The sequence below is a fragment of the Streptomyces sp. NPDC048565 genome (assembly GCF_040650935.1).
GTDB lineage: Bacteria > Actinomycetota > Actinomycetes > Streptomycetales > Streptomycetaceae > Streptomyces.
Map to the genome: position 1 here is coordinate 83,655 of NZ_JBEZIH010000008.1, position 14,061 is coordinate 97,715.

Annotated in this window: 11 protein-coding genes and 1 tRNA gene; 8 read left to right on the top strand and 4 right to left on the bottom strand. The window is 70.2% G+C overall.

Translation table 11 applies throughout. The annotated features are described in order from the left end of the window. Positions 1-33 precede the first annotated feature (33 nt). Together AB0C75_RS12365 and AB0C75_RS12370 are read right to left on the bottom strand one after the other, a co-directional pair. Positions 34-2,535, bottom strand: a complete 2,502-nt coding sequence (locus AB0C75_RS12365) for an SUKH-4 family immunity protein (RefSeq protein WP_362890077.1) — start codon at positions 2,533-2,535, stop codon at positions 34-36. A 5-nt stretch (positions 2,536-2,540) separates the two neighbouring features. Next, complete coding sequence (locus AB0C75_RS12370) at positions 2,541-3,518, bottom strand: SMI1/KNR4 family protein (protein WP_362889773.1); 978 nt, start codon at positions 3,516-3,518, stop codon at positions 2,541-2,543. Positions 3,519-3,757: 239 nt separating this feature from the next. Between AB0C75_RS12370 and AB0C75_RS12375 the strand changes: the two genes are divergently transcribed. Together AB0C75_RS12375 and AB0C75_RS12380 are read left to right on the top strand one after the other, a co-directional pair. After that, a complete protein-coding gene (locus AB0C75_RS12375; RefSeq protein WP_362889775.1) occupies positions 3,758-4,279 on the top strand; it encodes a YwqJ-related putative deaminase in 522 nt (173 codons plus the stop codon). A 10-nt stretch (positions 4,280-4,289) separates the two neighbouring features. Beyond that, the gene (locus AB0C75_RS12380) at positions 4,290-4,808 is read left to right on the top strand and encodes an SUKH-3 domain-containing protein (RefSeq protein WP_362889777.1); all 519 of its coding nucleotides are present in this window, start codon (positions 4,290-4,292) and stop codon (positions 4,806-4,808) included. Positions 4,809-4,884: 76 nt separating this feature from the next. On the opposite strand, the gene AB0C75_RS12385 is transcribed toward AB0C75_RS12380, so the two are convergent. Further along, a complete protein-coding gene (locus AB0C75_RS12385) occupies positions 4,885-6,201 on the bottom strand; it encodes a histidine kinase (RefSeq protein WP_362889779.1) in 1,317 nt (438 codons plus the stop codon). Between the two features lie 222 nt (positions 6,202-6,423). Between AB0C75_RS12385 and AB0C75_RS12390 the strand changes: the two genes are divergently transcribed. From AB0C75_RS12390 to AB0C75_RS12415, 6 genes are all read left to right on the top strand, one after another. After that, positions 6,424-6,495, top strand: a tRNA-Gln gene (locus tag AB0C75_RS12390). Positions 6,496-6,603: 108 nt separating this feature from the next. Further along, positions 6,604-8,052: a bifunctional UDP-N-acetylglucosamine diphosphorylase/glucosamine-1-phosphate N-acetyltransferase GlmU gene (gene glmU / locus AB0C75_RS12395; protein ID WP_362889780.1), complete on the top strand. Its 1,449-nt coding sequence runs from the start codon at positions 6,604-6,606 to the stop codon at positions 8,050-8,052. Between the two features lie 119 nt (positions 8,053-8,171). Beyond that, a complete protein-coding gene (locus tag AB0C75_RS12400) occupies positions 8,172-9,149 on the top strand; it encodes a ribose-phosphate diphosphokinase (RefSeq protein ID WP_362889782.1) in 978 nt (325 codons plus the stop codon). 220 nt (positions 9,150-9,369) lie between these two features. Further along, positions 9,370-9,948: a 50S ribosomal protein L25/general stress protein Ctc gene (locus tag AB0C75_RS12405; RefSeq protein WP_362889784.1), complete on the top strand. Its 579-nt coding sequence runs from the start codon at positions 9,370-9,372 to the stop codon at positions 9,946-9,948. A gap of 105 nt (positions 9,949-10,053) precedes the next feature. Beyond that, positions 10,054-10,647, top strand: coding sequence for an aminoacyl-tRNA hydrolase (gene pth, locus AB0C75_RS12410; protein ID WP_362889786.1), 594 nt, complete (start codon positions 10,054-10,056; stop codon positions 10,645-10,647). 75 nt (positions 10,648-10,722) lie between these two features. Then, the gene (locus AB0C75_RS12415) at positions 10,723-11,193 is read left to right on the top strand and encodes a hypothetical protein (RefSeq protein ID WP_362889788.1); all 471 of its coding nucleotides are present in this window, start codon (positions 10,723-10,725) and stop codon (positions 11,191-11,193) included. Positions 11,194-11,220: 27 nt separating this feature from the next. On the opposite strand, the gene ppc is transcribed toward AB0C75_RS12415, so the two are convergent. Next, a complete protein-coding gene (ppc, locus tag AB0C75_RS12420; RefSeq protein WP_362889790.1) occupies positions 11,221-13,950 on the bottom strand; it encodes a phosphoenolpyruvate carboxylase in 2,730 nt (909 codons plus the stop codon). Between the last annotated feature and the right edge of the window lie 111 nt (positions 13,951-14,061).

A 14,061-nucleotide genomic window follows, 5' to 3' on the forward strand; every position in this document is an offset into this window, starting at 1 on the left:
CGTACACAACAGATCAGATTCGGTCAGGACGCGTTACAGCAGCCCATCCCACATCTGCTCCAGCAGAACCGACCACCAGCCCTCGGGCGAGGCCAGCGCCGCCGGATCGATCGCCACCAACTGCGCCTGGAAATCGACCGTCCAACGGCCCGCCTGCTCCGGGTTCAGCCCGAACCGCAGCCGCCACATCCGGCCCAGCAACGCCATCGACCGCACGAACTCCGGCAGCCCGGTGTTCACGAACTGCGGCGGAACCGGCCCGCCACCCGGACCCGCCTCCACCGGAACAGCCACGATGTTCGCCGTGCCGTACTGCACACAGATCGCCCGGCCGAAGTCCGAACCCATCACCAGGTACGAACCCGCGTCCGACGCCGGCTGCACCTGACGCTGCGCCGCCAGCTCCGCCAGCGTCGGCACCACGGGATGACCCGGCTGCGCCCAGAAGAACGGCCCGAAATCGGCGGGCAGTCCCGCCCACATCAGCGTCCGCGCCACCACCTCGGGCACACCCTGACGGGACACCGCCCGCTGGTCGAAACGCAGTACACCCTGCGGACCGAACGCCCCGAGCATCTCCTCGGCCAACGCCTCAGGAGGCACCGCCATCGCGGGCGGCACCTGAGGCAACGGAGCCCGCACCGGAGCCGGCCGCGCCGGGCCGTCGGCCACCTGGTGCAACTCACCCTGATGCGTCAGCAGATGCTGCATGCCCTGCTGCCGGCTCGCGTGATCCGTGCCGTACGGCGCGACGCTCGTGATCCGGACCTGCGGCCAGGTCTCCCGGATCATCCGCGCACAGTAACCACCCGGAAGCTCACACGACTCCAGCTCCGTATGCAGCTCGATGACCTGCTGCGGCGGGACGTTCATCCCCCGCAGCTCATACAGCATCTGCCACTCCGGATGCGGAGTGCCCGGCGCCGAACGCCGGATCAACTGCTGCTCACTGCCATCGGCCGCACGGAAACGCAGCACGGCCTGATACCCCGGCCCGACCGTCGGCTGACCCGTCGGCTGCTGCGGATAGCCGTACGCCCCGGGAGGCGGCGGCGTGTGCGGACCCTGGCCCGGCACCCCCGGAGGACCGGGCGGACCGGGCCGGCCGGGCGGCGGTGTCGAACCCGGACCCGGACCCGCCAGCATCGTCTCGGCATGGTGCACCCCGCCACCCGGAGGCGGCGTCGCGCCCGGAGGCGGCCCGGGGAAGCCGGGCGGCGTCGAACCCGCAGGAGGCGGAGGGGGCGGGGGCGGCGCGCCCACGGCACCCGGGGCACCGGGCGGGCCGGGAGGAGCAGGCGGCCCGGGAGGGCCCGGCGGCCGCAGTGCGTTCGGGCCACCGATGCTCGCGTCGGCGAACATCGTCTCCGCATGGTGCACCCCACCACCCGGAGGCGGCGTCGCACCCGGCGGACCGGGCGGACCCGGCTGACCAGGAGGCCCGGGAGGCGGTGCGGAGCCCGCAGGAGGCGGCGGGGGCGGCGTCGGACCGGAGTCCGGTGCACCCGGAGGCCCCAGCTGCGACACCATCTGCGTCGGCACATAAGGGCCCGCGGGCGCACCCGGCGCCGAAGGAGGCGGAGTCGCCCCCGGCCGCACCCCCGGCGTACCGGGCGCCCCGGGCGGCGGCGGAGTCGTCGACCCCGACCCACGCGCACCCCGCGGCGGCACCGCGGCCTTGCTCGTCGCCGCGTCCGCGATGTCCCCGGGCCCCGGACCGGCAGGAGCCGGAGGGGCGGAGGGAGCGGAAGGAACGGACGGAGGAGCCGGGGCAGCGGGCCCCGGGGCAGCATGAGCGGGAGGGCCAGCAGGAGCAGGGGGCCCCGGAGGCGGTGCCTGCGGGTCAAGACCCGGAACGACCGCGGTCGGCGGCAGCCGGCTGCCGCCCGACATCAACGCCGTGGGCGCCTCGGCCGGAACCACCGGCGGCGGAGTCCCGTCATCGTCCGACCCGGAGAGCGGCGGTGCGAACACCGTCGCGGGCAGCGGCACCCCGCCCTCGTCCGCGCCGTTCGTGTCCGTACCCGCCCAGGGTGTCCCCCCGGCCGGTACGCCGTCGTTCGCCGTCGGCTCGTGATCCTGCTGCCCGCCCGCGGCCGGCCACGCCGACCCCGAATCGGCGGCATCGGAGGGCGACTCCTCCGCCCCCGCGCGGCGGTCCGGAATCCCCAGCTTGTCCGCCGCCTCCTGAAGCCACTCGGGCGGCGTCAACAGGAACGACGTCTGATTCAGATCGATACGCTGCGGCGGCTCCGGAGCGGCCTCCGCCTCCGCGGGCGCCCCGTAGTCCTCCTCGTACCGCCGGATCACCTCACCCACCGGCAGTCCCGGCCACAAGGTCGCCTCGCCGCTGTCCCTGGCGATCACCAGCCGCTGACGGCCCCCGTCCGAAACGGGGCCCTCCGCACGGTCCTCCGCCCACACCACGAAACCCAGCTCGAACTCACGGACCCTGACCTCACGGTGCTGATACGCGGGCACGTCACCGTTGACCCACTCATCCGCCCGCTCCTGCGCCTGCGCGAACGTCACCACCGCGCTCACCCCTCCACCGGGACGGCCCGCGCGAAGCCACCGTCCACCATCAGGTTCGCCACCGTCTCCAGCTCCGGCGGATTACCCGCAAGACGCTGGAGGAAAGCATCGAAGTCCTCGCCGCACGGCAGCAGAAGCCGGTCCACCCGCTCCTGCACACCCCAGCCGTCCTGATCCCGCGCATCGTCGTACGCGCAGAACCACACAGATCCCACGCCATCACCACGCACCTTCACGGCGAGGATCCCGCCCTGGACAAAACCCACGCCCAGGAAATCCTTCGTGAAGTGATCACGCAGACACTTGTTCACATAGACCAGATCATTCACAGCCGCCTCTTCACGCACCGTGAAGAACGGCTGGTCCACCAGCAGCCCCAGCTCCGCGTCCAGCGCCGCACCGACCGGCGCCGAACCGCCCGCGGCCTTCAGGAACGACCGGTACGCACCCGGAAGGCGATACCCCAGATCCTCCTCGACACCCAGGACCTGCTGCTCACCCACCGCGACAGAACCCTTCGGCAGCCGGAAGTGGGCCGGCCGCGTCTCCTGCAACGGCCGCGTGCCCCGACGGTCCTGATCCACCCCGGCCGTCGCCAGACCACCGTGATGACGCAACAACGCCTTCACCTCGACCGGCACCAGCTCCATCCGCCGGCCACCCGCCACGTGATGCCACGTCCAGCCGTGCGGGGTCGCCACCGCGGGGATCGTGTCCCACAGCTCATGACCGCTCGCCGCCAACGCGGCGTTCGCCGACACGTAGTCCGTCAACCGCAGCTCGTCGACACCGAACCCCTCAGGAGGATCCGCGATCTCCGCGACCGCACGCGCGTACGGCGAAAACACCGGATGGCCGTTCCCGTCCACACGCACGCCCCTCGGGTGGCGGGACGCCCGGACAGGATCCGGGAAATGCACGACCTGCCCGGTGTAGGCCGCATTCGGTGGCGCGGCTTGCTGCCCGAGCCGACCTGTCGTCATGGCGGTTGCCCCCTGCTGCTTCCGGTGTTCCGCACAGCCTATGCGGTGACGCAACAAGGCCACCCGCCCCCGGGCAGACCACTCACCGTCCGTCACCATCGCGTGACGGACACGCGACAAACGCACCCCCCACCCGCGACACGCAGACGAGTTTCACCCACCCAGCTTCCCCACCACCCTGCATATTTGGCAGGCTGTCCCCCGCAACTCGGGGGATTGCAGGGAGGGACACCAGCACCATGCACACAGCACAAACAGTCACATCCGGAGACCCGCGACTCAGCTGGAGCACCGCCGAACCGAACCGCGCGCCCCAGCTCCACCACCGCCGCGACGGCATCCTGCCCGCCGTGGCCGCAGCCCTGTCCGTACGCGGAGAGACACTCACCTGCACCGCGGGCAAAGGAGACCAGCCGCCCACCCTGCACCCACTCGTACAGGACTTCCTCGACACCCTCACCAGCAACCAGCGCGAGCGCTTCACCGGACGCTGCCCCGAAGCCATACTCCTGTCACGCCAGCTGACCGCAGCCGACGACAGCCGCTCCAAACGCGCCCAGCGAAAGCCCCTCACCAACAGCGAAGCCCGCCGCGCCCTCAAGCACTCGCGCCTCACCGCGCGACACATCCGGGAGGACGGCGACCCGCTCCACGGCAGCTACGCACCCCCCTGCCGCTCCTGCACCGTCATGCTCGCCCACTTCGGCGTACGCCCCGTCGACCTCACCACGGGTGCCGCGACCACCGCCGAGAAGGGCTGAGCCCACCGCCATGCAGCACCACACCGACGTACCCGGACAGCAGAACCGCGCCTCCACCACCCGCTTCCCCGTCGCCGTCGACGCCGCACTCCACGACGCCGGATGGCAACCGGGCCGCTGGAACATCCGCCAGGCCGAGGAATGGGCCGACGCCCTTCGCTCCCACGCCTCCCCTGCCGGACACCAGCACGCCGTCTTCCCCGCGGCGGTCGAAGCCTGGGCGGAATTCGGCGGACTCCGCATCACCGCGTCCGCACCCGGCCGCCAGATCGCCACCACCACCGTGCACATCGACCCACTCGGCGGACTCCACCTGGCACGCACGCTCGGCGACCTCGGACGGGCGCTGGAGACCGAGGTCGCGCCCCTCGGGGAAGAGGGCGACGGACAGGCGATCCTCGCCATCGACAGCGAGGGGCGCGTCTACTCCATCGACCACACCGGCGACTGGTACCTCGGCTCCGACATCGACCGCGCCCTCGAAACCCTCATGACCGGCGTACAGCCCGCACGCCTCACCTCAGGCTGAGCGAAACCCCCGCACCGCGCAGCCGTCCCCGGCCCCCCTCACGCCGCACCCCACCGGGCAGCCACCGCCTGCCCCCTCACGCCGCACCACCGTCCGGCAGAACCGCCGACACCCGGAAACCCCCCGCGTCGGTCGCCCCCGACACGAACACACCGCCCAGCGCCAGCACCCGCTCCCGCATCCCCACCAGGCCGTTGCCACCGCTCGGCAACCCCGCGTCCGCCGTCACACCGTCCGTCGGACCGTTCTCCACCTGCATCGCCACCTCCGCCCCCCGGTGCGCCAGGCGCACCCACGTCTTCGCACCCGCCGCATGCTTGTGCACGTTCGTCAACGCCTCCTGCACCACCCGGTACGCCGTCTGCTCCACCTCCGGCGCATACGGACGCGGCTCCCCGTCCACCGACAGCTCCACCGTCATCCCCGCCTCACGGGACTGCGCGACCAACGCCTCCACCTCGTGCAGCCGGGGCCCGTCCTCCACCGCCTCGGGCACGACCGCCGCGGCCACCCGCCCCACCGAAGCCAACGGCACCCGCCCGGCTTCAGGAGCCACCAGAGGATCCCCGCTCCGCAACACCCCGAGCATCTCCCGCAGCTCCGTCAACGCCTGCCGGCCCATGTCACCCACGAGCGCGGCGTTACGCACCGCCTTCGCCGGATCCTTCGGGGCCACCGCCTGCAACGCCGCCGCGTGCACCACCATCAGACTCACCCGGTGCGCCACCACGTCATGCATCTCCCGGGCGATCCGGGTCCGCTCCTCGGTACGCGCCCACTCGGCCCGCTCCTCCGCCCGGTCCGCGAGCAGCGACAACTCCCGCTCCAGCGAATCCGCGCGCTCGCGCAAGCTCTCCATCAGCCTGCGCCTGGCCCCGATATACAGGCCGAAGAGCACCGAGGGCGCCGTAAGCCCCAGCGACATGAACACGGACACCACCGGGACATACCAGACACCCGGCCCGAAATCCGCATGAGCACTCACGCTCTGCCGCAGCCGCACGTACGACACGATGAACGTGCCGACGAGCATCATCCCCGTCAGCACCACCGTGATCCTGCGCGGCACCTCGGACGCCGCCAGGGTGTACAGCCCGACGATCGCCATGAGATAACCCATCTCGGCCGGAGTCGTCGCTATCGACACCAGTACCACGGCAATCGGCCACCGCCGGCGCAACACCAGCACCGACCCCGCGAACAGCCCGAAAAGCACCCCGAGCGGCACCGGCAACCCGGTGTCCCCGGCGAACGCCACCCCCTCCACCACACACTCCAGCGCCGAAACCAGCGCCAGCCCCACGTCCAGGGCGACACTGCGCCGCCGCTCCCACCACCAGTAGCCGCGGGTGGTCGGGCCCGCCGCTTCCCGGTCTTCCCCCGTTGCGGTCATGGCGTCCAGCCTACGGGCGGGCGCATCTGTTTTTCGGGAGACTCCGTCAGCACAGAAACCCGCCGGTCATACCGCAAAGCCGATAGATCGCACGATCCGGCGAACCGGGCACGCATTCGACCCGCACGTCCGCACGCGCAGAGCTCCACCATCGCGCAGAAGGCGCTTGGTACGGCATAGTGTTGGGTGCGAATCGAGCGGACTGAAGGAATGTCCGCTCAATCCCCCATGGTGTAATTGGCAGCACAGTAGCTTTTGGTGCTATTTGTCCGGGTTCAAGTCCTGGTGGGGGAGCTGCACGCGCGGGCCCCGACCGTCCTGGTCGGGGCCCGCGCTCGTTTCGTGCACAAAAGCCCCCGGTATCCTGCGGGTGTCCACCACCCGAAGCCGAAGGGCAATTCCGTGAGCGTCCACACCCCGGCCGCCGTCGTCGTCCTCGCAGCGGGTGAGGGCACCCGCATGAAGTCGAAGACGCCCAAGGTCCTGCACGAGATCGCCGGGCGCTCGCTCGTCGGACATGTCGTCGCCGCCTCCCACGAGCTCACCCCCCAGCACCTCGTCGTGGTCGTCGGCCACGCCGGGGAGCAGGTCACCGCGCATCTGTCCGCCGGGGACACCCCCGTGCGCACCGCCTACCAGGCCGAGCAGAACGGCACAGGTCACGCGGTCCGTACGGGACTTGAAGAGCTCGGCGGGACTGTCGACGGGACCGTGATCGTCGTGTGCGGGGACACCCCGCTGCTCTCCGGCGAGACCCTGTCCGCGCTCGCCGCCACCCATGCCGCCGACGCGAACGCCGTGACCGTCCTGACCGCCGAGGTCCCGGACTCCACCGGCTACGGCCGGATCGTCCGCGACGCGGCCACCGGTGCGGTCACCGAGATCGTCGAGCACAAGGACGCCACCGACGCGCAGCGCGCGATCCGGGAGATCAACTCCGGAGTCTTCGCGTTCGACGGCCGGCTGCTGAGCGAGGCGCTGGGCAAGGTGCGTACGGACAACAGCCAGGGTGAGGAGTACCTCACCGACGTGCTGTCGATCCTGCGCGAGGACGGCCACCGGGTGGGAGCTTCGGTGGCGGGCGACCACCGGGAGATCCTGGGGATCAACAACCGGCTCCAGCTGGCCGAGGCCAGGCGTCTGCTCAACGAGCGGCTCCTGGAGCGCGCGATGCTGGCCGGCGTGACGGTCGTGGATCCGGCGTCGACGCTGATCGACGTGACGGTGACGTACGAGCGTGACGCTGTCGTGCACCCGGGGACCCAGCTGCTGGGGGCCACTCATCTCGCCGAGGACGCCGAGGTGGGCCCGAACTCCCGTCTGAAGGACACCGTCGTCCACGCGGGCGCGCGGGTGGACAGCACGGTCTCGGACGGCGCCGAGGTGGGCCCCGGGGCGTCGGTGGGTCCGTTCGCGTATCTGCGTCCCGGTACGCGGCTGGGCGCCAGGGCCAAGGCCGGTACGTACGTCGAGATGAAGAACGCGACGATCGGCGAGGGCACCAAGGTCCCGCATCTGAGTTACGTCGGGGACGCGACGATCGGTGAGCACACGAACATCGGTGCGGCGAGCGTGTTCGTGAACTACGACGGGGTGGCCAAGCACCACACCACGATCGGGTCCCACTGCCGGACCGGGTCGGACAATATGTTTGTGGCGCCTGTCACGGTCGGGGACGGCGTTTACACAGCCGCCGGTTCGGTCATCACCAAGGACGTGCCATCGGGTTCACTGGCCGTGGCCCGGGGCCAGCAGCGGAATATCGAGGGCTGGGTCGCCCGGAAGCGGCCGGGGAGCGCGGCGGCTCAGGCCGCTCAGGCCGCCTCACAGGAGTCCGACGGCGAAAGCTGACCGGAAACAGGTGCGCCAAAGGCGGCGTACCGTGATAGATGCTCACCCATTTCGGCTGGCTCGTCGCAGATCGGGACTCATGCGCGCGGTGCCAGATACACGTCTGAGGAGACTGTGCTGTGACCGGGATCAAGACGACCGGCGAGAAGAAACTGATGTTCTTCTCCGGCCGCGCCCACCCCGAGCTGGCCGAGGAGGTCGCACATCAACTGGGTGTCGGTCTCGTGCCGACGAAGGCCTTCGATTTCGCCAACGGTGAGATCTACGTACGTTTCCAGGAGTCCGCTCGTGGCGCCGACTGCTTCCTGATCCAGAGCCACACGGCTCCGATCAACAAGTGGATCATGGAACAGCTGATCATGCTGGACGCGCTGAAGCGCGCGTCGGCCCGGTCGATCACCGTGATCGTGCCGTTCTACGGCTATGCCCGTCAGGACAAGAAGCACCGTGGCCGTGAGCCGATCTCGGCCCGTCTGATCGCGGACCTGATGAAGACGGCGGGTGCGGACCGCATCCTCACCGTGGATCTGCACACGGACCAGATCCAGGGCTTCTTCGACGGCCCGGTCGACCACCTGTTCGCGCTGCCGATCCTGGCGGACTACGTGGGCGCGAAGGTCGACCGTTCGAAGCTGACGATCGTCTCTCCGGACGCCGGCCGGGTGCGCGTCGCCGACCGCTGGTGCGACCGGCTCGACGCTCCCCTCGCGATCGTGCACAAGCGCCGCGACAAGGACGTGCCGAACCAGGTCAGCGTCCACGAGGTCGTGGGCAACGTCCAGGGCCGGGTGTGTGTCCTGGTCGACGACATGATCGACACGGGTGGCACGATCTGTGCGGCCGCGGACGCCCTGTTCGCGCACGGTGCCGAGGACGTCATAGTGACCGCGACGCACGGTGTGCTGTCGGGTCCTGCCGCGGACCGTCTGAAGAATTCGAAGGTGAGCGAGTTCGTCTTCACGGACACGCTGCCGACGCCGGGCGAGCTGGAGCTCGACAAGATCACGGTGCTGTCGATCGCACCGACGATCGCGCGTGCGGTGCGCGAGGTGTTCGAGGACGGTTCGGTGACGAGCCTCTTCGAGGAGCAGGAGTAGTCACCCTCGGGTGATCGCCCACGGGTGGTCCCGGTGATCGACTTTGGGCGCGGCCTCTCCGCCGGGTAGACTGGACAAGTTGCTCGGCGAGGGAGGCCGTTCTCATGCCTGGTCATGGGTCCGGCGCTCCGTTATCGACGCGCTCTTCGTAGCAGGCCTGTCGTGGGCCGGGTGACCATCGGTTTTCGTCACCTTACGTTTCACCTACGAGGAGTGCAGCATGGCTGAGATCAAGCTCGACGCAACGGTCCGTACGGAGTTCGGCAAGGGCGCTGCCCGTCGTACCCGTCGCGCCAACCTGGTTCCCGGAGTCGTCTACGGCCACGGTGCTGAGCCGGTTCACGTCAACCTTCCGGGCCACGCGCTGCTTCTCGCCCTGCGTACCGCCAACGTGCTGATCGGTCTCGAGATCGACGGCAAGGACGCGCTGGTCATCCCCAAGGCCGTGCAGCGCAACGCCATCAAGGGCAACATCGAGCACGTCGACCTGCTGACCGTGAAGCGCGGCGAGAAGGTCGAGGTCGAGATCGCGGTGCACGTCGAGGGCGAGCTGGCCCCGGGCGGCAACCTTCTCGAGTACGTGATGAACACGCTGCTCGTCGAGGCCGAGGCCACGCACATCCCGGAGTCCGTGACGGTCTCGATCGCGGGCCTGGACGCCGGTGCCTCGATCCTCGCCAAGGACATCCCGCTGCCCGAGGGCTCCGTGCTCGCCGATGACGCTGAGGCCGTTGTGCTCCAGGTCGTCGCCGCGCAGGCCGAGGAGGCCCCCGCCGAGGAGGCGGCCGTCGAGGCCTGAGTCTCGCCCCACCTGCTTGACTGACGGGGTGGCGGTTCCCTTCCGGGGTTCCGCCGCCCCGCTTCTCTGCCATCACTGGTCCGTACACGAGGAGACCGAGTTCTGATGTCCGACGTCACCGACCCCTGGCTGATCGTCGGCCTCGGCAATCCGGGCCCCGACTACGCGGCCAACCGGCACAACGTCGGGTTCATGGTGGCCGATCTGCTGGCCGAGCGGATCGGCGGGAAGTTCAAGCGGGCGCAGAAGGCACAGGCACAGGTGCTGGAGGGGCGGATCGGGCCGCCCGGGCCGGCGAGCCGTCGTGTGGTGCTGGCGAAGCCGATGTCGTACATGAACCTTTCGGGCGGCCCTGTGACGGCGTTGCGTGATTTCTACAAGGTGCCGACGGATCACATCGTGGCGATCCACGATGAGTTGGACATTGATTTCGGGATGTTGCGGCTCAAGTCGGGCGGCGGCGACAACGGGCACAACGGGCTGAAGTCGATGACGAAGGCGATGGGGCCCGACTATCACCGGGTACGGTTCGGCATCGGCAGGCCGCCGGGGCGGATGCAGGTCGCGGACTTCGTACTGAAGGACTTCTCGTCGGCCGAGCGCAAGGAACTCGCGTATCTGGTGGACCGGTCCGCCGACGCGGTGGAGTCGTTGCTGGCCGAGGGGTTGGAGCGGGCTCAGTCCGCGTACAACTCCTGACATTCCTGTTGCTTCTTGGGTGTTTTTCAGCCATAGGTTGACCGGTGGCAGGGCTCTACCCAAGGATCGGCCCCCATGAAGCGGAGTTCCTCCCACCGGCTGGTGGCCCACGGGCGCATGTTCGCCGTGGGCTGTGTCGTGTTGCTGCTGCTGGTGGCGGGCGCCTGGGCGTCATGGGGCAGCGCGCAGCACATCGTTCTGTCCAAGGGCCGTGAGCACGGGACGATGAAGGTGACGACGTGCGGTGAGGATGCCTGCACGGGGTCGTTCTCGCCGGACGCGGATGCGCAGAAGCGGTCCGCTGTGGCGGTCGAGCGGTCCGTCGCGGTGCACGAGGGGGACCGGCTCCCCGTGGTGGTGAAGCCCGGGACCGGCGACGTCGTGCGTACGGGGCTGCCGGGCTTTCTGCATGCCTGGGTGCCGTTGGGCGGTGCGCTCGTGCTGGCCGCGTTGTTGATCGGCGGCGGCATGCGGCTGACGCGTACGGCGTGGGGTGCGGGGATCGCGGGCGCGGTCCTGCTGGTGGCGACGTTCATCGCCCTGTGAACAGGACCGCACCCGGTCACATGGGTCTCAGCCGGTGTTGCGCAGGCCTGCGGCGACACCGTTGACGGTGAGCAGCAGGGCCCTGGCGAGCAGCGGGTCGGCTTCCTCGCCTCGTTCGACGGCCTGGCGCTGACGGGCGAGCAGGGACACCTGGAGGTAGGAGATGGGGTCCAGGTAGGCGTCGCGGATGGCGAAGGTCTGCTGGAGCACCGGGCTGGTGCCGAGGAGTTCCTTGCCGCCGGTGACCTTGAGGACTTCCTGGACGGTGAGTTCGTGCTCGGTCCGGATGGCGTCGAAGACGTGCTTGAGCTCGTCGGGGACGAGGGTGTCGACGTAGTGCTGGGCGATACGCAGGTCGGTCTTGGCCAGTGTCATCTCGACGTTGGAGAGGAAGTTCTGGAAGAAGTGCCACTGCTCGTGCATCTCTTCCAGGACGGTGTCGAGACCGGCCTCGCGCAGTGCCTTGAGGCCGGAGCCGACGCCGAACCAGCCGGGGACGATCTGCCGCGACTGGGTCCAGCCGAAGACCCACGGGATGGCCCGCAGGCCGTCGAGCGAGACGCCCGAGCCGGGGCGGCGGGAGGGCCGCGAGCCCAGGTGCAGGTCGGCGAGCTGGTCCACCGGGGTGGAGGCGAGGAAGTACGAGGGCAGGTCGGGGTCCTCGACGAGCTTGCGGTAGGCGTCGTGGGCCGCGTCGGAGACGGTGTCCATGGCCGCGTCCCAGCGGGCGAGGGCCTCGTCGGACTGGCGGGGCGCCGTGTGCAGCGCGGAGGCCTGGAGGGTGGCCGCGACGGTCAGTTCCAGGTTTTCGCGCGCGAGGGCGGGGATGAGGTACTTGTCCGAGATGACCTCGCCCTGCTCGGTCACCTTGATCTCGCCCTCCAGCGTGCCCCAGGGCTGCGCGAGGATCGCGTCGTGCGAGGGGCCGCCACCGCGGCCGACGGTGCCGCCGCGGCCGTGGAAGAGGCGCAGGCGTACGCCGTAGCGGTGGGCGACGTCGCGGAGCCGGCGCTGGGCGCGGTGGATCTCCCACTGGGAGGTGGTGATGCCGCCGAACTTGGAGGAGTCCGAGTAGCCGAGCATGACCTCCTGGACGTCGCCGCGCAGTGATACGAGACGGCGGTAGGAGGGGTCGGCGAGCATCGCGTCGAGGATGACGTCGGCGGCCTTGAGCTCGTCGGTCGTCTCCAGGAGCGGCACGATGCCGATCTTGGCCCAGCCGCCGTGCAGGTCGATGAGGCCGGCTTCGCGGGCGAGTACGGCGGCGGCGAAGACGTCGTCGGCGCCCTGGCACATCGAGATGATGTAGGACTCGATGACCTCGGGGCCGAAGCGCTCGAAGGCCTGGCTGATGGTGTGGAAGACGCCGAGGGTCTTCTCGCCGGCGGCGTCCAGCGGGGCCGGGGTGGGTGCGAGGGGGCGGCGGGAGCGCAGCTCCTTGGCGAGGAGCTTCTGCCGGTAGTCGCGGGGCATGTCGGTGTAGCGCCAGGACTCCTCGCCGAGGCGGTCGAAGAGCTGGCCCAGCGCGTGGTGGTGGGCGTCGGCGTGCTCGCGTACGTCCATGGTGGCGAGCTGGAGGCCGAACGCGGCGAGCGTACGGATCGTGCGGTCCATGCGGCCGTCGGCGAAGAGTCCGCCGCGGTGCTCGCGCAGGGAGGTCTGGATGAGCACGAGGTCGGCGAGGAGTTCGGCGGTGCCGAGGTAGTCGCAGCCGGGGCGGTGGGGGGTGCCGGTGGCGAGCCGCTCGCGGGTGTTGACCAGCTTCTGGCGGATACAGGTGGCCTTGAGCCGGTAGGGCTCCTCGGCGTTGAGCCGCTTGTAGCGGGGGCTGATCTCCGGGAGCCGCTCCAGGTCGGTCTGGAGGGAGGTGAGGAGCTCGTCGGTGGCTCCGGTGTAGCGGATGGAGTTGGAGAGCAGTCCCCGCAGCTGGTCGATGAGTTCGAGGGCGTCGGTGATGCCGTGCTCGTGCTGGAGGATCAGCACGTCCCAGGTGACGGTGGGCGTCACGTTGGGGTTGCCGTCGCGGTCGCCGCCGATCCAGGTGCCGAAGGTGAGCGGGCGGGTGCCGGCGGGCAGTTCGACGCCGACGCGCTCCAGCTCCGCGGCCAGGTCCTCCAGGACGTCGCCCACCGCGTTGGCGTGGAGTTCGTCGAGGTAGTAGATGGCGTTGCGGGCCTCGTCGGCGGGCTCCGGGCGGACGACACGGAGCTCGTCGGTCTGCCAGATGAGGTCGATGTTCTCGGCCAGCCGGACGTCCTGGCGCCGGCGGTCGGCCTCGATGACGGGCGTCTCGAGGAGCTCGGCGATGCGGCGGAGCTTGTTCAGCACGGAGCGCCGTGCGGCCTCGGTGGGGTGCGCGGTGAAGACCGGCCGGACGTTGAGGTTCTTGACCGTCTCGCGCAGGTGTTCGGGGTCGGCGTCCTTGAGGCGGTCGGCGGTGCGGGCGAGGAGCCCGCCCTCGGCGGACCGGCGGTCGCGCATCTCGTGGGCCCGGTGGACCTGCTCGGTGACGTTGGCGAGGTGGAAGTAGGTGGAGAAGGCGCGCACGAGCTGTGCGGCGGTCTCCAGGTCCGTGTCGCCGAGGAGCTCGGCTGCTGCCTCGCCGTCGGTCCGGGTCAGGGCGCGGACGCGCTCGACGAGGTCGAGGAGGTCCTGGCCCTCCTGTCGTACGAGGGTCTCGCCCAGCAGGTCGCCGAGGCGGCGGATGTCGGCCCGCAGTTCGCTGTTGGCGGCAGGGGTCTGGTCGGCACTGCTCACAGTGTGCGGCTCCTTGCAGTGGTTGAGCACGTCTGTCAGGGGGGCCGGGGCGCTCGCGGTGCTGACGGGTCACCCCGGATGTGCAGAGTGCGGACCGCGCTGTCCGACGCA

What these genes read in the sequence shown, in the direction of transcription:
- pth (WP_362889786.1), top strand. Translation starts at nt 10,054, where the DNA reads ATGTCCGACGTCACCGACCCCTGGCTGATCGTCGGCCTCGGCAATCCG.
- AB0C75_RS12385 (WP_362889779.1), bottom strand. Translation starts at nt 6,201, where the DNA reads ATGACCGCAACGGGGGAAGACCGGGAAGCGGCGGGCCCGACCACCCGC.
- AB0C75_RS12415 (WP_362889788.1), top strand. Translation starts at nt 10,723, where the DNA reads ATGAAGCGGAGTTCCTCCCACCGGCTGGTGGCCCACGGGCGCATGTTC.
- AB0C75_RS12370 (WP_362889773.1), bottom strand. Translation starts at nt 3,518, where the DNA reads ATGACGACAGGTCGGCTCGGGCAGCAAGCCGCGCCACCGAATGCGGCC.
- AB0C75_RS12380 (WP_362889777.1), top strand. Translation starts at nt 4,290, where the DNA reads ATGCAGCACCACACCGACGTACCCGGACAGCAGAACCGCGCCTCCACC.
- AB0C75_RS12405 (WP_362889784.1), top strand. Translation starts at nt 9,370, where the DNA reads ATGGCTGAGATCAAGCTCGACGCAACGGTCCGTACGGAGTTCGGCAAG.
- AB0C75_RS12375 (WP_362889775.1), top strand. Translation starts at nt 3,758, where the DNA reads ATGCACACAGCACAAACAGTCACATCCGGAGACCCGCGACTCAGCTGG.